Below are 24,367 nucleotides of genomic sequence, written 5' to 3' on the forward strand. Positions count from 1 at the left end.
CACTGGCCGGAGTTCGCCCATGCCTCGTTCAGCCTTGGCCGCCGTGCTCGGCCTGTTGCTCAGCACGCCCCTGTTCGCCGCTCAAGTGCAGTACTACCCGTTGCCCCGCGGCAGCGGCCCGCATGACGTGGCCCCCGCGCCGGATGGACGCATCTGGTACACCGCGTAGGTTGGTGCTGAACGCAGTGATGCCCAACAAGGAGTCGCATGCGACTGCCTATGCTCGGTCTCGAACTTGGTAGCCCGGCCTTTCAGCCCGGTTGTTGGGCATCGCCTTCGGCTCAGCACCAACCTACCTCTGCGTTCAGACTGGCAGGGTGGGTTTTGCAGGCTGACTGCCATCGGCTGCAGCGATTTATTATCCGCATCACGCATCCTTGCCATGAACTCATGGTCCATAGCCATTTGAGAGCTGTGCCGGTTATGCCGAGATATAAGAGACTTGCCAACCCTACATCCGCGTTTCCCTACGGAGTGACACGCATGCCGTCGATGACCCTGTTCCACAGCCCCTCCTCCCCCTTCGTGCGCAAGGTGATGGTGCTCTTGCATGAGACCGGCCAGCTTGACCGCGTGGCCTTGCACAGCGTAACGCTGAGTCCGATCAGCCCGAGCCCAGACGTGAATGCCAGCAACCCGGCCGGCAAGATTCCCGCCCTGCGCCTGGCCGATGGCAACCTGTTGCACGACAGCCGGGTGATCTTCGAGTACCTCGACCAGCAACATGTCGGCGAACCGCTGATTCCCCGTGAAGGCCCCGCGCGCTGGCGGCGCCTGACCCTGGCCTCGCTGGCCGATGCGATTCTCGATGCCGCCGTACTGATCCGCTACGAGACCTTTCTGCGCCCGGTAGAAAAACACTGGGACGTTTGGCTGGCCGCGCAGCAGGACAAGATCACCCGCGCCCTCAGCCAGTTCGAAGAAGAAGCCATCGCCGAGCTGACCTGCCATTTCGATGTCGCCGCCATCGGTGTGGCCTGTGCGTTGGGCTACCTGGACTTCCGCCAACCCGAGCTGGACTGGCGCAGCCACTATCCGAAACTGGCCGGCTGGTATGCCGAGGTCAGCCAGCGGCCGTCGTTGCAGGCCACTCAGCCGCCGGTTTGATCGACGCGGGGCAGGCTCTTGTAGAAAAAGGCCGCATTGTTTTTGTAGCGGGAGCTTTAGTCGCGACTCGATCCACTTCCTAGAACGCGACTCCGAGAGTGGCGGTCAAATCGCTCCGGTGGGCGGGGAAATAGTTTGGCAATGCGCGCGACCAAGACCGCGCGCACTTGCGCGTCTTCGCGCAGCCCCAGATACCCGCTCATCGCCAGCAGCACCCACGGAACAACCCCGCTCCCAGCAGCAAGGCGAGCTGCCCCAGCGCCGCACAGAACTGCAAAAAGGACTGCACCGAGGCGTTCTGCGCAGCGCCTTGCACACCGGTCAGAGCGCTCCAAACGCTATCCGGCAACAGCGTTAGGCTCAGGCTGGCCAACGGCTTGCCGGTCAGCACAAGCCCGTCGATGACACCGAACGCGCTGGTGAACATCAGGCCAACCAGAATCAACAGCGCGACAAACACGCCGAGCGCCAAACAGGCGGAAAATTGCAGCACTACTTTCATCGTCGAATCCTCCCTAAAGGCACGACGTCGCAGCTTCAGCTTTGCCGAGGCCATACCAGTCGAGCTTGCGGGTCAGCACCATCACACAGGCCAGCAGGCCGAAGACCAGCAGCGAACCCATCAGCAGCGCGTAGTCCTCGGCACTGAGCAAGCCGTAGAGCATCCCGTAGAGCACGGCCAGGGCAGTGCTGAAACCGGCACCGCGCAGCACGCTCTTCAGCACCGCTGAGAGGTACACGCCGAGCAGCAGCACGCAGGCCGTGGCGGCCACCCCGTAGGCCGTAGCGAAGGGCAAGTGCTCGGACAGCGACAACAGCAACAGGTAGAACAGCGCCAGGGCCAGGCCCACCAGGCCGTACTGCACCGGGTGCACCGCCAGACGCTTGAGCACCTCGAAGAGGAAGAAGCCGGCGAAAGTCAGGGCGATGAACAACAGCGCGTATTTGATCGCACGGTCGGTCTTCAGGTACTGGTCCACCGGATCGATGAAGCTCACGCCGAAGTCGCGGTTGTTGAAGGCCTGGCAGTCGCCGCCGCTGACGCAGTCATCCAACACTTCCTCGAAATTGGTGGCGAAGAAGCTGGTCTGCCAATGCGCGGTAAAACCGCTGCCCGTCACTTCCCGCTGCACCGGCAGGAACTCACCAACGAAGCTCGGGTGTGGCCAATCGGAGCGCAACTGCACCTGGGTATCGCGGCCGACCGGGGTTACCGCCAACTGCGCGGTGCCTTGCAGTTTCAGGCTGAAGGCGAAGTCCAGGCGCTGGCCGTTGACCCTGTCCAGCGCCGGCAGCGGCGCATGCACGCCGTTGGCCAGCAGGCGGTCGGCACTGCCGGCGGCAAACGGCAACTCCGTGCCATTCAGGCGCAACTTGAGGTCGCTCTCGATGCCGCGAATATCACTGATGCCGACACTCAGGAAGGCCGGCTCGAAGCGGTAATCGGCGTAGTTCTCGCGAATGCCGTACTGCGCCGGCAACAGGAAGTGGCCGCCGATCTGGTTGTCGCTGTGGTACAGGCGAGCCTGGTAAATGCCACGGCTGCGCTCCTCGGTGGCGACCGTGCCGTTGAGCTCGAAACGCTCCGGCAGGAAGTACAGGCGCCCACGCTCTTCGAGCTCCTCAAGGTAGCGCACGCCGCTCTTCTCATGGGTTTTCCACTCCCGCACCGTCTTGCGGTAGGGCACCACCAGAATCGGCCCAGTGACTTGCTGCTGCCCGCTGGAGCTGTGCGCAATGTCCGCCAGCACAGCATCACGCAGGGTCTGCCGCTCACTGACCATGCCGCCGATCAGCAGCAGCGGAATCATCAGCAGCACAATAAGCAAGGCAATCACGCCCAGCTTGATGCCAAGGTTTCGGTTCATCCTCATCTCTCCCTGTGGGTGGCCAGGTGGCCGATGGGGAGAGTCTGGGTAGGCTGAGTGGAGGCTGTGTGCAGGGCGGATGGAGAGTGTGTGGAGAATGTGCGCAACCGTAGGATGGGTTACACCGCTTCGCGGCTAACCCACCCTACATCCTCCCGTATCGGAACCGGGCCGCGCGCTACTCGCCGCGAATGTACTGCTCTAGATGATGAATCAGGCTTTCCTGCTCGGAGATGATGTTCTTGACCAGATCGCCAATGGACAGCAGGCCGATCAGCTTGCCGTCTTGCATAACCGGCAGATGGCGCAGGCGCCCCTCGGTCATTAACTGCATGCATTGCTGGCTATTCTGTCTCGGCTCTACAGTGATGACCTTCGCCGTCATGATTTCGCTGACTTGCGCAGTAAACGACGAGCGCTCCAGCAGAGCGACCTTGCGTGCATAGTCACGCTCACTGACGATACCGACCAGTTGCTCGCCCTCCAGCACCACCAGTGCACCGATACCCTTCTCAGCCATCAGGGTGACGGCATCTAGTACCGAGGTCGTGGGGCTGACACTGAAGATCATTGAATGTGATTTTGACTTGAGGATTTCGGCAACCGTTTTCATTCAGCTACTCCCGAGGCTTGTATTTCTTTTTAGCAGAGCTTTGCGACTTGCACGATTTCTGCCAACGCCAACCGAACTCTAGAGTGGATCAGGCCAAAGGCCGTAACCCAACAATGCCTGAGCATTCACAGTGGGATATGCCGCTGCGCGACCTTGCCTATTCAACCCGCGGCAGTGTCAACCGCACCTCGACCCCGCCGTGCACGTTACCCACTCTTAAACCACCACTATGCAGGCTAGCCACTTCCTGCACGAAATTCAGGCCCAACCCAGTGCTCTTGCGCCCAGTGAGCGGGCGCGGCAGGGAATAGAAGCGCTCGGTCAGACGCGGCAAGGCGTAATCGGGGATCGGTTCGCCCTGGTTGAACAGGCTCAGTTCAACGTACCCCGCACGCATCTCGGCGCTAAGACGGAGCAGCCCGCCCGGCGGGGTGAAGTCCAGCGCGTTGTCGAGCAGATTGGCCAGTGCCTGCTGTAGCAAGAAGCGCTCGCCCAGTAGCTGCACCCCCTCGGCCACCTGGTTCTCGATGCGCAGTTGCGCGCTCTCGATACGCGCGGCCTGGGCCTGCAACTGCTCGTCCAGCAGCGCCCGCAGCGGCAGCCCGATGCGCTCCTCCAAGCCTTGGCGCTGCTCCACCAGGGCAAGGTTCAGCAGCCGCTCGATCAGTTGCTGCAGGCGCGCGCTCTCGTTCTGGATATTGCCGACGAAGCGCTGGCGCTGCGCGACCGGCATCTCACCTTCGAGCAGTTCGGCGGCACCACGGATGGCCGCCAGCGGGCTCTTCAGTTCGTGGGTCAGGGTGTGCACATAGCGCTCGACATAGGCCTTGCCCTCCAGCTCGTTGCGCATGTACTCAAGCGCCTCGGCCAGTTGCGCCAGCTCGCCGCCGCGCAGCCTGGGCAGTTCTCCACGCTCACCGGCCGAGACCGCGCGGGCATAGCGGGTCAACCGGCGCAACGAGCCGCTCAGCCACCAGGACAGCACGCCACCGACCAGCAGGCCGAGGGCGATCAGCCCGGCGCCGAACCACGCCAGGCGCCGCTGCGAGCGTTCGATGTAGGGTTGCACGGTACGGCTCGGCTTGCTCACCGACACCACGCCAATGATTTGCCCGTGATCATTGATCGGCGCCGCCACGTACATCACCGAGGAATCGGGATCGCCCGCGGTCTCGCGGGTCGAGCGAGCCCCGTATTGACCGCGCAGGGTCAGGTAGACATCGTTCCAGCGTGAGTAATCCTGGCCCACCGCCTGGCCGCTGGAATCCAGCAGAACCATGCCCTGCGCGTCGGTGACGTAGATGCGGTGGCTCACCGCCGTCTTGGTCACGTCCCAGATCCGGGCCTGCGGCTGGCGCTGGCCATAGGCCTGGAACAGTTCCTGCCAGCGGCTCTGGTTCAGGCGCCCGGCGCGCAGGTCATCGCGCAGCAACTCGGCCAAGAGGTTGGCGGTGTCCACCAGGGTTTCCTCGGTGGACTGGCGCACGCCGGGACGAATCTCCTCCATCACCGTGCTTAAGACAAACCAGCCGGACAGCCCGACGAACAGAAAGTAGACCAGGAAGATGCGGATGCCGAGCGGCATCACGTGAGCCTCAGGCTGTAACCCAGGCCCCGATGGGTCTGGATCGGCTCGGCGTCAGGCGCCACCAGGCGCAGCTTGGCGCGCAGGCTCTTGATATGACTGTCCACGCTGCGCTCGTAGCCGACGTCACTGGCAACGCCGGTGGCATCCAGCAGTTGCTCGCGGGAAAACACCCGCTCCGGCTGGCCGAACAGGGCTTGCAACAGGCAGAACTCGTGGCGGGTCAGGCCGAGCAGTTGACCGTGGTAGTGGATCTGGTAACGCTCGAGGTCGAGGCGGAACGGCCCGGCCTGGCTCCACGCGGCAGGCTCCGCTGGACGCGGCTGCACACGCTTGAGGATGGCCTTGACCCGTGCGGCCACCTCGCGCGGGCTGAACGGTTTGGTCACGTAATCGTCGGCGCCGATCTCCAGGCCCACCACCCGGTCGATTTCGGCATTGCGCGCGGTGAGAAACAACACCGGCACCTCGGAGAAACGCCGCAGTTGCTTGCACGCCTCGAAGCCGCTCATGTCTGGCAGGCCGACATCGAAAATCAGCAGGTCCGCCGGTGTCGCCCGCTGAAACTCCAGCGCCGCGCCGGCCAGCGCCACCCAGTGGGTACTGAAACCCTCGCTTTGCAGGGCATAGATCAGGGTGTCGGCGATTGCCGCTTCATCTTCAACGATCAGAACCTGTGGCATAAGCAAGCAATCCGGCAGCAACACGATAGCCGCACGGTGCCGAAACCGGCGCTAAGGGTCAACCGCGACCTGGCGGTCGCCGTCATGCCAGGCGCATGCCCACAGCAATCAGCACTTAGGTTTGCCAGCGGTGAAGCGGCGCGCCGGGTTGACCGCCGCGTCGAACTCGCGCAATGCCTTGGCGCCGATCAACAGCGGATAGTTGAAACTGCTGCGGTCGGTCAGGTTGACCTCGATGGTGCGCGTCACACCAGCCAGGCACATCTGCAGATCCACCACCGGGCGCTTCACCACCTCGGGGTCTTCCTCACCATCCTCCTCATCGGCGCGGCTTTTGATCTTGCTGATGCGCGCCAGGCGATGCTCGTAGACCGTGTCATCCGCCCCTTTTGTCGCCAGGCGGAAGCGCACCCACTCTTCACCATCGCGCTTGAAACTCTCGATATCCTTGGCCGACAGCGAGGCGGTCAGCGCGCCGGTGTCCATCTTGGCTTTGAAGGTCTGGTTGATTTCCGGCAGCTTGATGTATTCGTAGCGGCCATAAATGGTCGGTTCGGCGGCCAGAACAGGCAGCGCCATGAGGGCCAGCAGGGCGAGAGTACGTTTCATGCGCAGTGTTACTCCGAGCTAAGGATGTAGGGGTAGGACTGAATTGACCGCAGTCGGTTCTTTTTACTAGCTCCGCAGTGAAAAGGAGGTGCTGATTTTGTCAGAAACTCCTCGCCCCAAGCGCCAGCCCGAGCGCGCAGGCCGCCCGCGCCGAATGCTTGCAGACCGCCAAAACCCTACCTCGATCGACTTCGACGCCGCCCAAAGATGCGCGCTACGGCGAAGCATCGGCCTGAGGCGGGTGCCGCGGCTCAGTAGCGCCCGCAGCAGCGATCAGGCGCCGTTGCCGACACCCCAGAGGCTGCCCAGGTTGCCCAGCAGCGAGCCAGCAACGCCCTGCTGGCCGAGGTACTGCAGCAGCAGCGGGGCGAACTGGCCGATCATCCCTCCGTCCATGCCCAGGGCGCTGAACGCCTGATTCAGATCCTGCAGGCTATTCACATTCGCCAGCGCGGCATTGGCTTCGCCACTCACCGGGGTTCCCGCCGACTGGCCGAGCAAGCCGCTGAGGGCGCTCATCTGGCTCAGGCCATTGTTACCCTCGAGTTTTTCCAGACCTGGAACGGTCTGGGTCAGTTGGCTGTACTCGGCGCCAGGCAGTTGATTCTTCGCCAGCCCGAGCAAGGCCCCCGTACCGCCCACCGCCTGTTGCGGCGTCAACTTGAGGCTGCTCAGCGTCTGCAGCAACTCAAGGTTCTGCGGATTGCCCAGCAAGCTTGCCGTGTCACTGCCATTGCCGTTGCCGCCTGTAGCGGCCGACACCACATTGGCGGCGTCGCTCAAGCTGAAAGCAAAGGCCGGGCAGGCCGCCAGGGAAAGAGCTGCGACCAGGGCAAGGCTACGTGGAGCGTTCATCGGTAAAAAACCTCTTCGGGGAAAGTCCTGCCAAGGAGATGCCGCCGGCAGGTAAATGAGCCACCGGTTTGACTGGGCCGGAGCAGACGATGTTCCCGTCTTGCGCAAGATTATCCGTTGCCCGGCCATGGAAGGCGACAGGCGGGAGGCGATCGCGTTGGATAATCAGAAGAACGCAGAGGTAGGTTGGTACGTGGATTGGTGCGTAGGTTGGTGCTGAGCCGAAGGCGATGCCCAACAACCGGCCTGCAAGGCCGGGCTGTCGTGCAAAGGGAGTCGCTGAGCGACTCCTTGTTGGGCATCGCTGCGCTCAGCGCCAACCTACAGGTTAGGCGGCGCTGAACAGCTTGTGCGGATCCATGACGAATTTCTTCGGCACCCCGGCATCGAACTCGTGGTAACCGCGCGGCGCGTCGTCCAGGCTGATCACCTGCACGCCGACGACCTCGGCAATGTTGATCCGGTCCCACATGATCGCCTGCATCAGCTGGCGGTTGTACTTCATCGTCGGGGTCTGGCCGGTATGGAAGCTGTGTGACTTGGCCCAGCCGAGGCCGAAGCGGATGTTCAGGCTGCCATGCTTGGCGGCTTTATTGACCGCACCCGGGTCTTCGGTGACATACAGGCCGGGGATACCGATACTGCCGGCCACCCGCACCACGCCCATCAGCGCGTTGAGCACGTCGGCCGGGGCCTCATGCTGCGCGCCGTCATGCCCGTGGCCGCGGGCCTCGAAGCCGACCGCATCGACCGCGCAATCGACTTCCGGCTCACCCAGCAGGTTGGCGATCTGCTCGTGCAGCGGGGTGTCCTGGGTCAGGTCGGCGATCTCGAAGCCCTGAGCCTTGGCATGCGCCAGACGCAGTGGGTTGACGTCGCCGACTATCACCACCGCGGCGCCGAGCAGGCGCGCCGAGGCCGCCGCGGCCATGCCGACCGGGCCGGCACCGGCAATATACACCGTGCTGCCGGGGCCCACACCGGCGGTCACCGCGCCGTGGTAGCCGGTCGGCAGGATGTCGGAGAGGCATGTCAGGTCGCGGATCTTCTCCATCGCACTGTCGCGGTCCGGCAGCTTCAGCAGGTTGAAGTCGGCGTACGGCACCAGTACGTATTCGGCCTGGCCGCCGACCCAGTCGCCCATGTCGACGTAGCCATAGGCACCGCCGGGGCGCGCCGGGTTGACCGACAGGCAGACGCCGGTGTTCTGTTCCTTGCAGCTACGGCAACGGCCGCAGGCGACGTTGAACGGCACAGAGACCAGGTCACCGATCTGCAGGTTTTCCACGTCACGGCCCTTCTCGATCACCTCACCGGTGATCTCGTGACCGAGCACCAGCCCGACCTGGGCCGTGGTCCGACCGCGCACCATGTGCTGATCGGAGCCGCAGATATTGGTCGAGACCACGCGCAGGATCACGCCATGGTCGATGCGCTTGCCGCGCGGGTCTTCCATTTTCGGATAGGGGATGGTCTGCACCTCGACCTTGCCTGCGCCGAGATACACGACACCACGATTACCAGACATGCTTTCACCTCGCTTTTGTTGTTGTGAGAACACGGCCCTTGGATTTCCAAGGGTCGCGCGGCCTTACATTGCAGCGGTATATGTCTTGCGGATGCTTACAAAATCACGGTGCGATTGGCGTTGAGGAACACCCGCCGCTCGATATGGAAGCCGATAGCCTTGGCTAGGGTCAGGCACTCGATGTCGCGGCCCTTGGCGATCAGGTCTTCGGGATAATCGGTGTGGTCTACCGGCTCGACGCCCTGGGCGATGATCGGGCCTTCATCCAGGTCGTTATTGATGTAATGCGCCGTCGCGCCGACCAGCTTGACGCCTTTCTGATAGGCCTGGTGATACGGCTTGGCACCCTTGAAACCGGGTAGCAGCGAATGGTGGATATTGATCGCCCAGCCATCCAGCTTGCGGCACAGTTCCGGCGACAACACCTGCATATAGCGGGCGAGAATCACCAGTTCGGCACCGGTTTCTTCGATCACCTGCCAGACCTTGCGCTCCTGCCCGGCCTTGTCGTGCGGGTCGAGGGCGAAGTGGTGATAGGGAATCCCATGCCAGCGCGCCAGCGGTTCAAGATCCGGGTGATTGGAGACCACCGCCACCACCTCCATCGGCAATTGGCCGATGCGCTGGCGGTAGAGCAGGTCATTCAGGCAGTGATCGGCCTTGGAGACCATGATCACCACCTTGCTGCGGTAGTTCGGCGGGGTCAGCTCGAAGTTCATGTCGAACGCCGCGACACGCTCGGCCAAGCCCTCGCGGAATTCCTGCTCCGCGAAGGTATCCGGCTGGCGGAATTCGATGCGAATGAAGAAGCGACTCGACAGCCGATCATCGAAGCTATGGTGCTCGGTGACATAGCAGCCCTGTTCGAACAGGTAGCGCGTCACCGCATCCACCGTGCCCAACAGACTCGGGCAGTCGGCGGTGAGAATCCAGGTATCGGGTGTGCGGCTCATGTGCGTACTCCGATGGGGTATTTCGTTAATCGTTCCCACGCTCCAGCGTGGGAACGCAGCCTGTGACGCTCTGCGTCACCGCCGTAGAGCTGGACGCGGAGCGTCCGGGGAGGCATTCCCACGCAGAGCGTGGGAACGATCGGACGTACACGTGCTCCCTACTCCTTGATCGCCAGCCCATACTCCTGGCTGGCATCCTGCAGCCACAGCCAGTAGTAGTCGGAGAAGCTGCGGCGAACCAGCAGTTCCCAGGTCTCCTCGCCGGTGCGGCGAATCACCAGTTGCGACTTGGCGAACACCGTGCCGACCGCTTTACCGACCGGGAAGTTTCTCGGGTGTACGTCATAGCTGGTGGACTTCATCAACAGCTCGCGGACTTTCGGCCCGCTCAGCTCAAGAATCGTCTGCCCGCCGCTGACGTTGACCACCTGATGATGTTGCTCAGCCAGTGCTTCACGCAGGCGCTGCTCGGCGGCCAGCTCTTCGCCACTCGGGACGATCAGCAGCCACTCATCCGGGCCCATCCACTGCAACGAGGTGTCGCCCTGGCTGACCAAGGTCAACGCGCCGGGCAGCTCCAGTCCGGTGGCCTTGTGCACGCCGCCGGCAAACGCCGCGTCATGAGCATCGCCACGAATGGTCAGGTGACCGAGCAACTTCTTCTCGCGCAGGTGGATACCGGCATTAGCTTTGCCCTTGCCAGCCAGCTCATGGAGACCGGTGTGGAACAGCGGCGACTCGGCGTGGGCCGCATCCGGACGCTGTTTGTAGACGTTTACTGAAGTCATAGGGGCCTCGCTTGCTTGTGCACCAGGCTATCGAAATGAACCGTCATCCCCGCGTAGGCGGGGACCCAATAAAGAGATGCTCTAGACATTCTGCTGATCCCCTTTCGGATCGAAGAACACCGAGCTGACGATTTCGGCCTCGATCATGCGGCCGTCCACCAGAGGCGCGAAAACCTTCTCGCCAAGGCGCTTCAGCCCGCCTTTGACCAGCGCCAGCGCGAAGCTGTAGCCGAGGCTGCTGCTGTAGTAGCTGGAGGTGACGTGACCGACCATCGCCATCGGGATCTGCTGTTTGGCGTCGAACACCAACTGCGCGCCTTCCGGCAGCACGATGTTGGGGTCGACCGGCTTGAGCCCGACCAGTTGCTTGCGGTTTTCCTTCACGCAGTCTTCACGGTTCATCCCGCGCCAGCCGATCCAGGAGAATGGTTTAGTGCGGCCAACACACCAGCCCATGTTCAGGTCGTCCGGGGTCACCGAACCGTCGGTGTCTTGGCCGATGATGATGAAGCCCTTCTCGGCCCGCAGCACGTGCATGGTCTCGGTGCCGTACGGGGTCAGGTTGTACTTCTTGCCGGCCTCGACGATTTTTTCCAGCACGCCCATGGCGTAGTCGGCCTGCACGTTGACTTCGTAAGACAGCTCACCGGTGAAGGAGATGCGGAACACCCGCGCCGGCACGCCGCCGACCTGACCTTCTTTCCAGGTCATGAAGGGGAAGCCATCTTTGTCCAGATCGATGTCCGTCACTTCGGCCAGCAGCTTGCGGCTGTTCGGCCCGGACAGGGTCATGGTCGCCCAGTGGTCGGTTACCGAGGTGAAATACACCTTGAGGTCCGGCCACTCGGTCTGGTGGTAGATTTCCAGCCACTGCATGACGCGCGCAGCGCCGCCGGTGGTGGTGGTCATCAGGAAGTGATTGTCGGCGAGACAGGCGGTTACGCCGTCGTCGAAGACCATGCCGTCTTCCTTGCACATCAGGCCATAGCGGGCCTTGCCGACATCGAGCTTGGTCCAGGCGTTGGTGTACACGCGGTTGAGAAACTCGCGAGCATCCGGGCCCTGAATGTCGATCTTGCCGAGGGTCGAAGCATCGAGAATACCGACGCTGTCGCGCACCGCCTTGCATTCGCGGCCGACCGCTGCGTGCAGATCTTCACCGTTTTTCGGGAAGTACCAAGGACGCTTCCACTGGCCTACATCTTCAAACTCGGCGCCGTTCTTCAGGTGCCAGTTGTGCAATGCGGTGTAACGCACCGGATCGAACAGCGCGCCGCAGTTACGTCCGGCTACCGCACCGAAGGTTACCGGGGTGTAGTTCGGGCGGAACATGGTGGTGCCCATCTGCGGGATGCTGATGCCCAGCGAACGCGCGGCGATGGCCAGCCCGTTGATATTGCCCAGCTTGCCCTGATCGGTACCGAAGCCCAGCGCGGTGTAGCGCTTGACGTGCTCGACCGACTCGAAGCCCTCGCGGGTCGCCAGTTCGATACCGGCGGCGGTGACGTCGTTCTGCAGGTCGACGAATTGCTTCGGTCCCCGAGCAGTCGGTTTTTCGTGCGGCACCTGGAACAACGCCACGCTGGCCTCTTCATGGCGCCCGAAGACTTTTGGCAGCTCGCCGCTGACCGGAGCGAACCCAGCATCACCGGCAGCTTTGACGCCGGCTTCGAAACCATCGGCAAGCACATCCCCGAGGGCGAACACACCGTTCACCGCACCGGCGCAAACCCGCTGCTGGAAACCTTCACCGGGCACAAATGCAAGGATGTCTTCACGCCAGCTCGGTTTGCCACCCAGGTGCGAAGCCAAATGCACGACCGGGCTGTAGCCGCCGGAGGTGGCGACCAGGTCGCACTCCAGCCACTCGCCAGGGCTGGTGACTTTATGCGCCAGCGGATCGATCGCCGCCACCCGCGCTGCGCTGACGCGCTTGCTGCCACGGGTTTCGATGACCGCGCTGCCGGTGAGAACCCGCAGGCCTTTCGCGCGCGCTTCCTCGACCCAGGCACCACGCGGGTTTGGCCGGGCATCGGCGATGGCGACCACTTTCAGGCCAGCCTCAAGCCAGTCCAACGCAACGCGATAGGCGTAATCGTTGGTGGTCGACAGCACCAGCTGTTTGCCCGGCGCCACGCCATAACGGCGCACATAGGTGGAGACCGCGCCGGCCAGCATATTGCCCGGTACATCGTTGTTGCCATAGACCAGCGGACGCTCGTGGGCGCCGGTAGCCAGCACCACACACTTGGCACGCACGCGGTGCATGCGTTGACGCGCCTCTTGGAAACTAAAAGCGCCCAGCGGCGCGGTTTCGCCGATGTGATCGAAACGACGCTCATGAATAGTCAGGAAGTTGTGGTCGTGGTAGCCGTGCACCGTGGCGCGCGGCAACAGCAGCACCTCGGGCATGGCCTTGAGCTCGGCGATAGCTTTGCCCACCCAGTCGGAGGCCGGTTTGCCGTCGAGGCTTTCGCGGCTGTCCAGCAGGTGGCCGCCGAACTCTTCCTGTTCGTCCGCCAAAATCACCCGCGCACCGGCACGACCGGCGGCCAATGCGGCAGCCAGGCCCGCAGCACCGCCACCGACCACCAGCACATCGCAGTGCTGGTTCATGTAGTCATAGCGATCCGGGTCGTTTTCTTTCGGCGCGCGGCCCAAGCCTGCGGCCTTGCGGATGTACTTCTCGTAGGTCATCCACATCGACTGCGGATACATGAAGGTCTTGTAGTAGAAACCGGGTGACATCATCTCGCCGCCGACCTTACCGAGAATGCCCATCAGGTCGTTGTTGACGCTCGGCCAGCCGTTGGTGCTGCTCGCCACCAGGCCGCTGTACAGCGCCTGTTGCGTGGCACGCACGTTGGGGATCTGGGTTTCTTCGCGCGAACCGATCTGCAGCACCGCGTTCGGCTCTTCGGCGCCGGCGGCGACGATGCCGCGTGGCCGCGAGTATTTGAAGCTGCGACCGATGATATCGACGCCGTTGGCCAGCAGCGCGGCGGCCAGGGTGTCACCGGCATAACCCTGATAGGTCTCGCCATTGAACTTGAAGGTCAAAGGCTGGCTGCGGTTGATCCGCCCACCTTTGCTCAGGCGATTGATCTGGCTCATGCCTTTCCTCCTGCTGCGCGGCTGGTCAGCGGAGCGCTCTTGGGCTTGGCGGTCACGCTCGGCTTCTCGCCAATTTTGTAGGTTTCGAAAATTTCGTAGCTGATCGTGTCACGGGTGGCGTTGAAGTACTGCCGGCAGCCGGCCGCGTGAATCCACAGCTCGTGGTGCACGCCGCGCGGGTTGTCGCGGAAGAACAGGTAATCGCCCCATTCCTCATCGGTGCAGCCATTCGGATCGAGCGGGCGCGGAATGTGCGCCTGGCCGGCCGAGTGGAATTCCTCTTCGGAGCGCAGTTCGCCACAGTGAGGGCAGAATATTTGCAGCATTTGCAGTACCTCCAGAATTCTTTACTCCCCTCGCCTTTGTATGGCGTAAGGGGCAAGGGGCAACATCACTCTCGGTCTACCCCCTCTCCCTTCAGGGAGAGGGCTGGGGAGAGGGGCTCCCGTGCAGGCCGAACCCACCCTCTCCCGCCCTTCGGGCACCCTCTCCCATAAATGGGAGAGGGTCATCAGCCGTCGCCTTTCAGGCGACCTTTTAGTGGGCGACGCCGGCGGCGCCGTGCTCGTCGATCAAGGCACCGTTATAGAAACGGTCCATGGCGAAGGGTTTGGCCAGCGCGTCCATCTCGCCGGTGGCGAGGCTCGCGGCAAACACATGACCGGAACCCGGCGTGGCCTTGAAGCCACCGGTGCCCCAACCGCAGTTGAAGAACAGGTTCGGCACCGGAGTTTTACTGATTATCGGGCAGGCATCCGGCGTGGTATCGACGATGCCGCCCCATTGGCGGTTCATCCGCACGCGGCTGAGCACCGGGAACATCTCGACGATGGCTTGCAGGGTGTGTTCGATGGTCGGGTAGGAACCGCGCTGGCCGTAACCGACGTAGCCGTCGATACCGGCGCCGATCACCAGGTCGCCCTTGTCCGACTGGCTGATATAGCCATGCACGGCGTTGGACATGATCACGCTGTCGATAATCGGCTTGATCGGCTCGGACACCAGCGCCTGCAACGGGTGCGACTCGATCGGCAGGCGGAAGCCGGCGAGCTTGGCCATGTGCCCGGAGTTACCGGCAGTGACCACGCCAACGCGCTTGCCGCCGATAAAACCACGGTTGGTTTCGACGCCGATCACCGCACCGTTTTCCTTGCGGAAGCCGGTTACTTCAGTCTGTTGAATCAGGTCGACACCGAGGGCGTCGGCGGCGCGGGCAAAACCCCAGGCCACGGCATCGTGACGGGCGACGCCGCCGCGACGCTGCAGGGAGGCGCCCATCACCGGGTAACGAGTGTTCTTCGAGCAATCCAGGTAGGGGATCATCGCCTCTACCTCTTTGGCATTGAGCACTTCGCCGTCGATGCCATTGAGACGGTTGGCGCTGACCCGCCGCTCGATGTCACGCATGTCCTGCAGTGTGTGGCCGAGGTTGAACACACCGCGCGGCGAGTACATGACGTTGTAGTTGATGTCTTGCGACAACCCTTCCCACAGCTTCATGGCGTGCTCGTAGATCGCCGCCGACTCGTCCCACAGGTAGTTGGAACGAACGATGGTGGTGTTGCGCGCAGTGTTACCGCCGCCCAGCCAACCCTTCTCGACCACCGCGACATTCTTGATGCCGTGGACCTTGGCCAGGTAGTAAGCGGTGGCCAAGCCATGGCCGCCACCGCCGACGATGACCACGTCATATACCGGTTTCGGCGTGGGGTTACGCCACATACGCTGCCAGTTTTCGTTATGGCTGAGCGAGTGTTTGAGCAGGCCGAAGCCGGAATAACGTTGCATGTGGATGCTCCTGGTTTTACTCCCCTCTCCCACGTGTGGGAGAGGGGCTGGGGGAGAGGGTTTGGCGACATCGCCCTCTCCCGCCCTTTGGGCACCCTCTCCCGCAGACGGGAGAGGGGATCAGTCAGCTCAGCGGTAAACCGGGAAATCGCTGCACAACGCAGCGGCCTGCCTGGCGACTTGCGCCTCGACATCGGCATCGCCGAGGTGATCGAGGATGTCGCAGATCCAGCCGGCCAGTTCGATGCTCTGGGCCTCCTTGAAACCACGACTGGTAATCGCCGGCGTACCGATCCGCAGGCCGGAGGTAACGAACGGCGACTGCGGGTCGTTCGGTACGGCGTTCTTGTTCACGGTGATCCCGGCACGGCCCAAGGCGGCGTCGGCGTCTTTGCCGGTCAGGCCCTGACGGATCAGGCTGACCAGGAACAGGTGGTTGTCGGTACCGCCGGAGACCACGTCGTAGCCACGCTCGATAAAGACCTTAGCCATCGCCTGGGCGTTCTGGATCACTTGTGCCTGATAGCTCTTGAAGCCCGGTTCCAGCGCTTCCTTGAAGCACACGGCCTTGGCGGCGATCACGTGCATCAGCGGGCCACCCTGGCCGCCGGGGAATACTGCGGCGTTGAGCTTCTTCTCCAACTCCGGGTTGGCCTTGGCCAGGATCAGGCCGCCGCGCGGGCCGCGCAGGGTCTTGTGGGTGGTGGTGGTGACCACATCGGCGAAGGGAATCGGGTTCGGGTACAGACCGGCAGCCACCAGCCCGGCGACGTGAGCCATGTCGACGAACAGGTAGGCACCCACTTTGTCGGCAATGGCACGGAAACGCGGGAAATCCAAGGTCTTCGAGTAGGCGGAGAAACCGGCGATGATCATCTTCGGCTGGTGCTCGACGGCCAGGCGCTCGACTTCGTCGTAGTCGATCAGCCCGGTAGCGGTGTCGATGCCGTACTGCACGGCGTTATACAGCTTGCCGGAGAAACTGACTTTGGCACCGTGGGTCAGGTGACCGCCGTGGGCCAGGCTCATGCCCAGCACGGTGTCGCCGGCTTGCAGCAGGGCCAGATAGACCGCGGCGTTGGCCTGGCTGCCGGAGTGCGGCTGGACGTTGGCATAATCGGCGCCGAACAGCTGTTTGGCGCGGTCGATGGCCAGTTGCTCGACCACATCGACGTGCTCGCAGCCGCCGTAGTAGCGCTTGCCCGGATAGCCTTCGGCGTACTTGTTGGTCAGCCCGCTGCCTTGCGCTTCCATCACCCGCTGACTGGTGTAGTTCTCCGAGGCGATCAGCTCGATGTGGTGCTCCTGCCGCGCTTCCTCGGCATTCATCGCCGCCAGCAGTTCGTCGTCGTAGCCTTTGATCTGGTCGTGCTTGCTGAACATCTCGGATCTCCTGCGACAATCGCGTGTCACGTTTATTGTTGGGGCCGCCCTACCCAGGTTGATTCGGCACCCGCCAAGCCTGATGCGGCCCGGCGACGGTGACGCGGCCAGCGGTGGTCGGCCTGTGGTTCTGCGTTGCTACCGATTCTGCGAAATACCCAGGCACCGCGTTTGCCTGTTTACGACGTCAAAATGCTCAAACTGACCAAGCACAGCCGCCGCTGAGCGAAATTACCGCCCCAGCGGCTAGCTATTTGCGACAACCCGCCTGAGCGTAGCCCGCAAATGTTTCCGTGGCCGCCAAAACCAGCGCCTGACGGCGCTCAACCCAGGGCTGAATGGGTGTAAGCTCGGCCCTGGCGGGATGACTTTCCACGCCCTCGAAAACAATAAAAACAACACAGCTGTCTTAGGCCTTCGGCAGAGGCCCCGCATCCCAAATGCGACAGTTGTAGTAGTGGAGGAACACCAGATGGCAACTGCCACCCAACCAGCAGGACTGGTCAATGTCCGCTCGAGCGAAGCGCCCGCCGCTCGGGTCAAGACCTTCGGCTTTCTGCTGATCCCCAACTTCACCACCATCGGCTTCGCCTCGGCGATCGAAACCTTGCGCATGGCCAACCTGGCGGCCAAACAGACGCTCTACAAGACCCTGCTGATCGCCGCCGATGAGCAGCCGGTGAGTGCCAGCAACGGCATGCGCGTGGTGCCGGACTTTACGATTGCCGACGCGCCCAAGCTCGATGCGTTGTTCGTGGTCGGCTCCAACCCAATCAATCCTAAAAACGACCGCACGATGCTCAACTGGTTGCGCAAACTGGCCCATGAGCACGTTCCGCTGGGCGGGATCTGCACCGGTAGCCACTTGCTGGCCTGCGCCGATCTGCTCAAGGGCTACCGCTGCACCATCCACTGGGAAGACATCGAACAACTGAAAGAGAAGTTTCCAGGGATCATCATCTCCAACCAGCTGTTCGAGCTGGATCGCGACCGCTACACCTGCTCGGGTGGTACGGCCTCGATGGACATGACCCTGCAGCTGATCGCCCGTGAGCCGAACGGCGTGGAGATTGCCATCCGCGCCGCCGAGTTACTGCTCTGCGACCGGATGCGCGGCGCTCGCGAACAGCAGCGCGTGCCGCTGCGGCAAAAACTCGGGCATGCCCAACCGAAGCTGAGCCAGATCGTCGGGCTGATGGAGGCTAACCTGGAAGAGCCGCTGGAACTCGACGAAATCGCCCGACTCAACGAGGTCTCGGTGCGCCAGCTCGAACGGCTGTTCCACAAATACCTGCAACGCACGCCCAGCCAGTACTACCTGGAACTGCGCCTGAACCGCGCGCGCGAACTGCTCCTGCGCAGCGAGTCGCAGGTGCGCGATATCGCCCTGTCCTGCGGCTTCGCCTCACCGGCGCATTTCTCCAAGTGCTACAGCCGCTTCTTCGGCATGTCGCCCAGAGGTGAGCGCAAGCACAGCGTTTTGCATGCCTGACGGGCAGTTTTTAGCTCATTGCGCAAACAACAAAAAACGCCGCCCCCCTAAGGAGTACGGCGTTTTTTTGTTGCGTCCGAGTCAGTCCGACTCAGTCAGGCAAGGCATGGTGCGCGGTTTCACGAACCGCCAAGGTCGCCAGTAGCGCCACCGCCGCGGCCACGACCAGAAACCAGGCCGGTGCCATCTTGTCGCCGCTGACGCTGATCAGCCAGGTGGCAATGAACGGCGCCGTACCGCCAAACAACGCATTTGCGGTATTGAAGCTGAAGGCGAAACCGCTGTAGCGCACCCGAGTCGGGAAGATCTCGGTGAGGAAGCACGGCAGGGTGCCATCGTTCATGGCCAGCATCAGACCGAAGGCGATTTGAATCAGCAGGATCACCATGAAGCTCTGCCCGTTGAGCAGCGAGAACAACGGCACCGTCAGCCCGAGGAACAGCACCGAGGCAGCGACCAGCATGGTCTTGCGGCCGAAACGGTCGGACAACTTGCCCATCAGGAAGATGAAACCGATATAGGTCGCCAGCGAAACCGTCGAGGCCATAAAGGAGTCGGTTTCCGACATGCCCATTTCCGCCGAGAGGTAGGTCGGCATGTAGCTGAGGACCAGATAGAAAGCCACCGCGTTCAGGCAGGTCACACCAATCGCCACCAGCACTTTGAGGCGATACACGCCGAACAGTTGGCGAATCGGCGCCTTGTGCTCAGCCTCCTTGTTTTCCAGGGCCTTTTCCATTTCCAGGAACTTCGGCGTGTCCTGCAGGCGCAGACGGATGTAGCGGCCGATCAGGCCCAGCGGTGCCGCCAGCAGGAACGGCAGGCGCCAGCCCCACTCATGCAGTTGCTGGCTGTCCAGCAGGTTGTACAGCACCGCCACGAACAGCGAGCCGAACAACAGCCCCGCCGCCGTACTCGCCGGCACCAGGCAGGTGTAGAAGCCGCGCTTGTTGTCCGGTGCATATTCGGCCAGGAAGGCCGACGCCCCGGCATATTCGCCAGAGGCGGAGAAGCCCTGAACCAGCCTGATCAGCAACAGCAGCAAGGGTGCCCACATCCCGACCTGGGCATAGGTGGGCAGGAAGGCGATGCCGAAGGTGGCGGCGGACATGATCAGGATCGACCACGCCAGCGCATTGCGGCGCCCGTGGCGATCACCAATGTGGCCCCAGATGATCCCGCCGATTGGGCGCACGATGAAGGAAATGGCGAACACCGCAAAAGCCGCCAGCAGGCCGGAGGTTTTGTCGGTTTGCGGGAAGAACACCACCGCGATCACGGTAGCCAGATAGCCATAGGCGGCGTAGTCGAACCACTCGACGAAGTTGCCGATGAAACTGGCGACCGATGCCCGCCGCAAGGCTTTGCGTTCTACCGACATCGCGCGACCTCGCGGCGTATCGCCGTACGCTTGCGCTCCGCTCACAGTGCTCATTGCCCACCTCCCGACAGCAGCGCAAGCTGCTCGGACTGGGCCACGCAAGAACAAACTTTACTAGCTTTCATATCTACTTACCGTCCGCATAAGAATATTTGTTTTAAGGAGCGATAAAAACAGAGAGCCACAACTTGCAGAGGCTTTAAACTGCAAGCCCACGCAATGCAAACTTCAGGAATTCACCCATCGCCCATGCCGCTGTACTTATTACAGCTTCGGCAGTTGGATAATGAATCCCGTGCTTTCGCCAATTGTTAAACAACATTCGGCAAAGCCTTCAGATTTTGTTATTAGAATCAAACACAGCACATCGCGACTGCAGGGGCTTCAAAGCAACGCCAAAAGGAGTTGAAGCAGCCATTGCCAGGGATCGGACCTTTACAGCCAGCCGATCAAGCCCTATGCAGTTGACACTCCAGTCCGCCCCTGGTTTCAGGCTCTCCAACTCAAAAACAATCAACCCAACTGTCTTACCACTAACACTGGTCAAGGAGTACCTGAGCCAGTACTTGTTCGTCGTCCCCGCCTACGCGGAATGACAACTTACGTAGAACTCCCTTAAGACCCAGCACAGCGCACCAGCAAATATTCAGGCGTAATGCGCTGCGCACGGACTTATTTACGGATAATGTTTTTCTCCGGCCCGTAGGGGAACTTGGTGATGTTCTCGGCGCCATTCTCTTTAACGATCAGAATGTCATGCTCGCGATAACCGCCGGCACCCGGCAGGCCTTCGGGCAGCATGATCATCGGCTCAATGGACACCACCATGCCCGGCTCGAGAACCGTGTCGATATCCTCGCGCAGCTCCAGACCCGCCTCGCGGCCGTAGTAGTGGCTGAGCGTGCCGAACGAGTGGCCGTAGCCGAAGGTGCGGTATTTCAGAAGGTCGTGCTTGAGGAAGATCTCATTCAGCTCGCGGGCGATGTCGCAGCAGCGCGCGCCGGGCTTGATCAGCTTGAGGCCGGCCTCGTGCACCTCGACGTTGACGTTCCACAGGCGCAGGTGCTCATCCGAGCAATGGTCGAGGAACAACGTGCGCTCCAGCGCAGTGTAGTAACCGGCGATCATCGGGAAGCAGTTAAGGCTGAGGATGTCGCCCTTGTTGACCTTGCGGCTGGTCACCGGATTATGCGCGCCGTCGGTGTTGATGCCGGACTGGAACCAGGTCCAGGTGTCCATCAACTCGCCATTCGGGAAGGTTCGGGCGATTTCCCGCACCATCGCCTGGGTGGCGTGCAGCGCCACTTCATACTCCGGCACCTGATCGCGCAATGCTTCGACCACCGCCGCGCCACCGATATCGGCAATCCGCGCGCCGTGGCGAATCATCACCTGCTCTTCCGCCGACTTGATCATGCGCATGCGCATGCACGGTGCGGCGATGTCGACCAGCTGCGCCTGCGGATAACGCGCGGCGAGCTTCTCGTGGTTCTGCAGGTTCAGGTGATCGAACTCGATACCGATGCGCCCCGCCTTCGGCAGCGCCTGCTGGATGGCGACGAAGTAGTTGTCGCGCTGCCAGTCGGTGTAGACGATGTTTTCGGTGCCGACGGTGCGGCGCCAGGGCTGGCCACCGTCGATGTTGGCGCTGATCGACACCACCTTGTCCTGGGTGACCACCAACGCATAGGGACGGCCGAAGGAGCAGTAGAGGAAATCGCTGTAGTAGTTGACGTTGTGGTACGAGGTGAAGACCGCAGCGTCAATGTCCTGGGCCGCCATGTAGGCGCGCAGCTTGGCCTGACGCTCGGCGTATTCCTGCTCGGAGAAGGTCGGTTGGACTTTCTCGCCATTCTGGATTTGCAGCGTTTTTGGCATTTGCATGATCTGTATTCCTTGTCATTGTGAGCGTTTCGGTATGCCGCTTTTGGCCGGCCCCTGGAGAGCATTGCAGCAGATACCCGGGAGCAACTTTTGTACGTTTGCGACCCGAAGTTGGTTAGATCCGAATAGTGGACACCAGGGCAAAAAAAACCGGCCCCGAAAGATCTCGAGGCCGGATGGGTGACGCGTCAGTGATGCTCTCAATGCAGCGGCGGGGAATTCATACGGCGGCGGTGCACTCGCTCATCTTTGGGCGGCACGCCATATTGTTCGCGGTAGCGCTTGGAGAAGTGCTGGGTTGAAATGAAGCCGCACTCAGCCGCCACCTGCATCACCTGACGTGGGTCCATGCCGTTTGGAAGGGTGGAACAGGCGCGCCAGGAGCACTGACGGAGGGGGGAAGGAAAAAGCCGGCCTGCTCTGGGAGCAGGCCGTAAAGAGGTGAGCGATAGACGGCGCCAGGTGGGCCTAGCGTCAAACGCTTTCCGTTGAAGCCACTTCAATGGTTTGCACGGTACTTTTCTTGGCGTTGAAGATTGAGCCCGTACATACGATGGACAGTGTGAGCGCACCGGTAGCGATCACTTCCATACGATGCTCTGGCAAAATCAGCATAACGACCAGAATGCTCAAGATACAGAAAATAACCAGATAGCTGAGCCATGGGTAAAACCACATCTTGAATGCAATGGGCTGTCCCGATTCATTCAATTTCTTGCGAAGTTTGAGCTGGGAAACAGCAATGACGAGGTACACCAGCAGTGCGACAGCTCCCGAACTGGCCAGCAGGAAGGAGAACACTTCGTTGGGCGCGAAGTAATTGAGCGCTGTGGTCAGAAAACCGACGGCTGTGCTCGCCAGTACCGCAACATATGGCACCCCGGACGATGAAGTTTTCTGCAGCACTTGAGGGCCATCCCCGCGCTTGCTCAGGGAGTAGACCATGCGCGAGGCTGTATAGATGGCTGAGTTGAGGCAGCTGGCCACCGCTATCAGTACAACGATATCGACAATCATCTTCGCCTGTGGAACGTTCATCAGCTCAAGCGCTCGCTGATAAGAACCCACCTCCCCAAGCAGGGGGTCGTTCCAGGGGACGATGGAGATGATGAGGAATACCGAGACAATATAGAAAATCCCCATTCGCCAGACGACCGAGTTTGTCGCGCGGATGATCTGCTTGGCGGGGTTCTGGGATTCGGCCGCTGCAATCGTGACGATTTCCGTGCCCATGAAGCTGAATACGGTGATGAGCATCGCGCCGATGACAGCCGTCATGCCATTGGGCATGAAACCACCAAACGCGTTGCTTAACTGCATGACACCACTCACCTCTCTACCCGGCAATGCGCCCGCCAGGGCGAGCCCGCCGATGGCGATGAAGCCCAATACGGCAATGACTTTGAGCATGGCGAACCAGAACTCGAACTCCCCGTAACGAGCCACGCTGAACAGGTTGGTTACCGTCAATAGACCGGTGACCGCGATTGCAAACTCCCACGTCTGCACCGCAGGGAACCAGGCGTGCAAGATAGCGGCGGCGGCGATGGCTTCGATAGGAATGACCAATACCCAGAACCACCAGTACAGCCAGCCGATGGTAAAGCCCGCGCTGCGTCCCATCGCACGCTCGGCATAGGTCGAAAATGATCCGGTATCGGGTGAGGCTACAGCCATTTCTCCCAGCATGCGCATGACCAGAACGACCAGCGTACCGGAAAAAATGTAAGCCAGAATCGCCGCGGGACCGGCGGATGCGATGGCGTGCCCTGAGCCGATGAATAGGCCGGCACCGATGGCGCCGGCAATGGAAAGCATGGTGACATGACGCTGCTTGAGGCCTGGGGCCAAAGTGGAGCTGTTGGACATGATATTTACCCTTTTTATTCTACTAGGAGGGTGAAGGATCAGCTGTGGGTTGTTATTTCGGGCCTCAGGGGTGCTCTTTATGTTGCTAAATCAAACGCCTCCCGTACTGCGGCGCTGATGCCGGAGACACAGACGCTCAGGATCAGCTCGCCCTTCTCGCGGCTGGCCGTTTTCGCCGAAGACAGCGTGCCCGGCGCCGGGGTGCGCTCGGGAATGACCGGGAACACGTCGTAAGGCGGAAAGGTGGCGGGCGGATGGTCCACGACCTTGTCCAGATCGACCAGCTGGGGGTACAGGGCCAGCATCAGCGAAGTCTCGAAGACGCCGCCGTGCTCGATATCCCAGCCCAGGAAACCGTCCGGATACAGACGCCCGATCACCTGGGGATCGCGGACGAAGTCCCAGTACGAGAGCGCCACGACCTTGAAATCGTCCACCCCGGCGTAGCGCAACTCGCGCAAGGCCAGATCGATGCCTTCGACTATGAACATCGAGTTCTCGTAGTGGCCGTTCATCATCACCAGGCGGCGCACGCCATGGCGCGCGAGCTCGCGGATGATGTCCTGGACCGTGTGCGTCAGGGTGGCGCCGTCGAGGCTGGTGGTGCCGGGGAAGTGGTTGCCGCCACCGGACTTCTGCTGCGACTTGTAGCCGTACTGGATCCCCGGCAGCACCAGCGCGCCGATGCGCTCGGCGACCCGCTGGCACACCGCGGTGGGCAGCAGCACATCGACGTTCATGCACATGTGGTGGCCATGCTGCTCGAGCGCGCCGACCGGCAGCATCGCCACGCAGTTACCCTCGGCGACCTTGGCTTCGTACTCCTTCCAGGTCAGCTCACCTATGAAAACACTCTTGCTCATCGAT

At 61.8% G+C, this 24,367-nt stretch carries 21 protein-coding genes and 1 pseudogene; 3 read left to right on the forward strand and 19 right to left on the reverse strand.

The genetic code is table 11. From position 1 onward, the window contains the following. Positions 1–19: 19 nt before the first annotated feature. Entirely contained in the window at positions 20–169 is a 150-nt protein-coding gene (locus tag D3879_RS26455) for a hypothetical protein (protein WP_158592059.1), read from the forward strand. Between the two features lie 314 nt (positions 170–483). After that, the gene (locus D3879_RS03305) at positions 484–1,107 is read left to right on the forward strand and encodes a glutathione S-transferase (protein WP_177412358.1); all 624 of its coding nucleotides are present in this window, start codon (positions 484–486) and stop codon (positions 1,105–1,107) included. Between the two features lie 199 nt (positions 1,108–1,306). Here the strand turns inward: D3879_RS03305 and D3879_RS03310 are convergent, their stop codons facing one another. The 14 genes from D3879_RS03310 to glyA all read right to left on the reverse strand — a co-directional run bounded on the left by D3879_RS03310 (position 1,307) and on the right by glyA (position 16,874). Beyond that, positions 1,307–1,609 (reverse strand): hypothetical protein, encoded by a 303-nt coding sequence (locus tag D3879_RS03310; RefSeq protein WP_119952668.1) that lies wholly within the window; start codon positions 1,607–1,609, stop codon positions 1,307–1,309. A 13-nt stretch (positions 1,610–1,622) separates the two neighbouring features. Beyond that, positions 1,623–2,975 (reverse strand): cell envelope integrity protein CreD, encoded by a 1,353-nt coding sequence (gene creD / locus D3879_RS03315; RefSeq protein ID WP_119952669.1) that lies wholly within the window; start codon positions 2,973–2,975, stop codon positions 1,623–1,625. 178 nt (positions 2,976–3,153) lie between these two features. Beyond that, entirely contained in the window at positions 3,154–3,588 is a 435-nt protein-coding gene (locus D3879_RS03320) for a CBS domain-containing protein (RefSeq protein WP_119952670.1), read from the reverse strand. Positions 3,589–3,745: 157 nt separating this feature from the next. Next, positions 3,746–5,173, reverse strand: a complete 1,428-nt coding sequence (creC, locus tag D3879_RS03325; protein WP_119952671.1) for a two-component system sensor histidine kinase CreC — start codon at positions 5,171–5,173, stop codon at positions 3,746–3,748. Further along, on the reverse strand, positions 5,173–5,856 hold the full coding sequence (creB, locus tag D3879_RS03330) for a two-component system response regulator CreB (protein WP_119952672.1): 684 nt from the start codon (positions 5,854–5,856) through the stop codon (positions 5,173–5,175). The genes creC and creB overlap by 1 nt, the downstream gene beginning before the upstream one ends. A 108-nt stretch (positions 5,857–5,964) precedes the next feature. Beyond that, positions 5,965–6,465 (reverse strand): retropepsin-like aspartic peptidase RloA2, encoded by a 501-nt coding sequence (gene rloA2, locus D3879_RS03335; RefSeq protein WP_119952673.1) that lies wholly within the window; start codon positions 6,463–6,465, stop codon positions 5,965–5,967. 273 nt (positions 6,466–6,738) lie between these two features. Continuing rightward, positions 6,739–7,320 (reverse strand): DUF2780 domain-containing protein, encoded by a 582-nt coding sequence (locus D3879_RS03340; RefSeq protein ID WP_119952674.1) that lies wholly within the window; start codon positions 7,318–7,320, stop codon positions 6,739–6,741. Positions 7,321–7,648: 328 nt separating this feature from the next. Further along, the gene (gene fdhA, locus D3879_RS03345) at positions 7,649–8,848 is read right to left on the reverse strand and encodes a formaldehyde dehydrogenase, glutathione-independent (protein ID WP_119952675.1); all 1,200 of its coding nucleotides are present in this window, start codon (positions 8,846–8,848) and stop codon (positions 7,649–7,651) included. 95 nt (positions 8,849–8,943) lie between these two features. Further along, the gene (gene purU / locus D3879_RS03350) at positions 8,944–9,801 is read right to left on the reverse strand and encodes a formyltetrahydrofolate deformylase (RefSeq protein ID WP_119952676.1); all 858 of its coding nucleotides are present in this window, start codon (positions 9,799–9,801) and stop codon (positions 8,944–8,946) included. A gap of 158 nt (positions 9,802–9,959) precedes the next feature. After that, complete coding sequence (locus D3879_RS03360; RefSeq protein ID WP_119952678.1) at positions 9,960–10,589, reverse strand: sarcosine oxidase subunit gamma; 630 nt, start codon at positions 10,587–10,589, stop codon at positions 9,960–9,962. Positions 10,590–10,670: 81 nt separating this feature from the next. Continuing rightward, the gene (locus D3879_RS03365) at positions 10,671–13,703 is read right to left on the reverse strand and encodes a sarcosine oxidase subunit alpha (protein ID WP_119952679.1); all 3,033 of its coding nucleotides are present in this window, start codon (positions 13,701–13,703) and stop codon (positions 10,671–10,673) included. Then, the gene (locus tag D3879_RS03370) at positions 13,700–14,029 is read right to left on the reverse strand and encodes a sarcosine oxidase subunit delta (protein WP_119952680.1); all 330 of its coding nucleotides are present in this window, start codon (positions 14,027–14,029) and stop codon (positions 13,700–13,702) included. The genes D3879_RS03365 and D3879_RS03370 overlap by 4 nt, the downstream gene beginning before the upstream one ends. Before the next feature lie 211 nt (positions 14,030–14,240). Further along, on the reverse strand, positions 14,241–15,491 hold the full coding sequence (locus tag D3879_RS03375; protein ID WP_119952681.1) for a sarcosine oxidase subunit beta family protein: 1,251 nt from the start codon (positions 15,489–15,491) through the stop codon (positions 14,241–14,243). A 129-nt stretch (positions 15,492–15,620) separates the two neighbouring features. After that, positions 15,621–16,874, reverse strand: a complete 1,254-nt coding sequence (gene glyA / locus D3879_RS03380; RefSeq protein ID WP_119952682.1) for a serine hydroxymethyltransferase — start codon at positions 16,872–16,874, stop codon at positions 15,621–15,623. Between the two features lie 472 nt (positions 16,875–17,346). On the opposite strand from glyA, the gene D3879_RS03385 reads away from it, so the two are divergent. Then, on the forward strand, positions 17,347–18,366 hold the full coding sequence (locus D3879_RS03385; protein WP_119952683.1) for a GlxA family transcriptional regulator: 1,020 nt from the start codon (positions 17,347–17,349) through the stop codon (positions 18,364–18,366). Positions 18,367–18,457: 91 nt separating this feature from the next. Here D3879_RS03385 and D3879_RS03390 read toward each other — a convergent pair whose 3' ends face one another. The 5 genes and pseudogenes from D3879_RS03390 to D3879_RS03410 form a co-directional block, all read right to left on the reverse strand. Beyond that, positions 18,458–19,747 carry an MFS transporter gene (locus tag D3879_RS03390; protein ID WP_119954871.1) on the reverse strand — a complete coding sequence of 430 codons (1,290 nt, stop codon included), beginning with the start codon at positions 19,745–19,747 and terminating at the stop codon, positions 18,458–18,460. Between the two features lie 672 nt (positions 19,748–20,419). Further along, complete coding sequence (locus tag D3879_RS03395; RefSeq protein ID WP_119952684.1) at positions 20,420–21,631, reverse strand: M24 family metallopeptidase; 1,212 nt, start codon at positions 21,629–21,631, stop codon at positions 20,420–20,422. Positions 21,632–21,867: 236 nt separating this feature from the next. Further along, positions 21,868–21,957, reverse strand: a pseudogene (locus tag D3879_RS27765) (AraC family transcriptional regulator); the annotation flags it as partial. 148 nt (positions 21,958–22,105) lie between these two features. Further along, on the reverse strand, positions 22,106–23,500 hold the full coding sequence (gabP, locus tag D3879_RS03405) for a GABA permease (protein ID WP_119952686.1): 1,395 nt from the start codon (positions 23,498–23,500) through the stop codon (positions 22,106–22,108). A 77-nt stretch (positions 23,501–23,577) separates the two neighbouring features. Beyond that, positions 23,578–24,363 carry a creatininase gene (locus D3879_RS03410; RefSeq protein WP_119952687.1) on the reverse strand — a complete coding sequence of 262 codons (786 nt, stop codon included), beginning with the start codon at positions 24,361–24,363 and terminating at the stop codon, positions 23,578–23,580. Positions 24,364–24,367 lie beyond the last annotated feature (4 nt).

This window comes from Pseudomonas cavernicola (assembly GCF_003596405.1).
In the GTDB taxonomy this organism is placed as follows: Bacteria; Pseudomonadota; Gammaproteobacteria; order Pseudomonadales; family Pseudomonadaceae; genus Aquipseudomonas; species Aquipseudomonas cavernicola.

What these genes read in the sequence shown, in the direction of transcription:
- rloA2 (WP_119952673.1), bottom strand. Translation starts at nt 6,465, where the DNA reads ATGAAACGTACTCTCGCCCTGCTGGCCCTCATGGCGCTGCCTGTTCTG.
- gabP (WP_119952686.1), bottom strand. Translation starts at nt 23,500, where the DNA reads ATGTCCAACAGCTCCACTTTGGCCCCAGGCCTCAAGCAGCGTCATGTC.
- D3879_RS03385 (WP_119952683.1), top strand. Translation starts at nt 17,347, where the DNA reads ATGGCAACTGCCACCCAACCAGCAGGACTGGTCAATGTCCGCTCGAGC.
- creB (WP_119952672.1), bottom strand. Translation starts at nt 5,856, where the DNA reads ATGCCACAGGTTCTGATCGTTGAAGATGAAGCGGCAATCGCCGACACC.
- D3879_RS03370 (WP_119952680.1), bottom strand. Translation starts at nt 14,029, where the DNA reads ATGCTGCAAATATTCTGCCCTCACTGTGGCGAACTGCGCTCCGAAGAG.
- purU (WP_119952676.1), bottom strand. Translation starts at nt 9,801, where the DNA reads ATGAGCCGCACACCCGATACCTGGATTCTCACCGCCGACTGCCCGAGT.
- creD (WP_119952669.1), bottom strand. Translation starts at nt 2,975, where the DNA reads ATGAACCGAAACCTTGGCATCAAGCTGGGCGTGATTGCCTTGCTTATT.
- D3879_RS03365 (WP_119952679.1), bottom strand. Translation starts at nt 13,703, where the DNA reads ATGAGCCAGATCAATCGCCTGAGCAAAGGTGGGCGGATCAACCGCAGC.
- creC (WP_119952671.1), bottom strand. Translation starts at nt 5,173, where the DNA reads ATGCCGCTCGGCATCCGCATCTTCCTGGTCTACTTTCTGTTCGTCGGG.
- D3879_RS03320 (WP_119952670.1), bottom strand. Translation starts at nt 3,588, where the DNA reads ATGAAAACGGTTGCCGAAATCCTCAAGTCAAAATCACATTCAATGATC.
- D3879_RS03395 (WP_119952684.1), bottom strand. Translation starts at nt 21,631, where the DNA reads ATGCAAATGCCAAAAACGCTGCAAATCCAGAATGGCGAGAAAGTCCAA.
- D3879_RS03305 (WP_177412358.1), top strand. Translation starts at nt 484, where the DNA reads ATGCCGTCGATGACCCTGTTCCACAGCCCCTCCTCCCCCTTCGTGCGC.
- D3879_RS03310 (WP_119952668.1), bottom strand. Translation starts at nt 1,609, where the DNA reads ATGAAAGTAGTGCTGCAATTTTCCGCCTGTTTGGCGCTCGGCGTGTTT.
- D3879_RS03410 (WP_119952687.1), bottom strand. Translation starts at nt 24,363, where the DNA reads ATGAGCAAGAGTGTTTTCATAGGTGAGCTGACCTGGAAGGAGTACGAA.
- D3879_RS03340 (WP_119952674.1), bottom strand. Translation starts at nt 7,320, where the DNA reads ATGAACGCTCCACGTAGCCTTGCCCTGGTCGCAGCTCTTTCCCTGGCG.
- D3879_RS03360 (WP_119952678.1), bottom strand. Translation starts at nt 10,589, where the DNA reads ATGACTTCAGTAAACGTCTACAAACAGCGTCCGGATGCGGCCCACGCC.
- D3879_RS03375 (WP_119952681.1), bottom strand. Translation starts at nt 15,491, where the DNA reads ATGCAACGTTATTCCGGCTTCGGCCTGCTCAAACACTCGCTCAGCCAT.
- fdhA (WP_119952675.1), bottom strand. Translation starts at nt 8,848, where the DNA reads ATGTCTGGTAATCGTGGTGTCGTGTATCTCGGCGCAGGCAAGGTCGAG.
- glyA (WP_119952682.1), bottom strand. Translation starts at nt 16,874, where the DNA reads ATGTTCAGCAAGCACGACCAGATCAAAGGCTACGACGACGAACTGCTG.
- D3879_RS26455 (WP_158592059.1), top strand. Translation starts at nt 20, where the DNA reads ATGCCTCGTTCAGCCTTGGCCGCCGTGCTCGGCCTGTTGCTCAGCACG.
- D3879_RS03390 (WP_119954871.1), bottom strand. Translation starts at nt 19,747, where the DNA reads ATGTCGGTAGAACGCAAAGCCTTGCGGCGGGCATCGGTCGCCAGTTTC.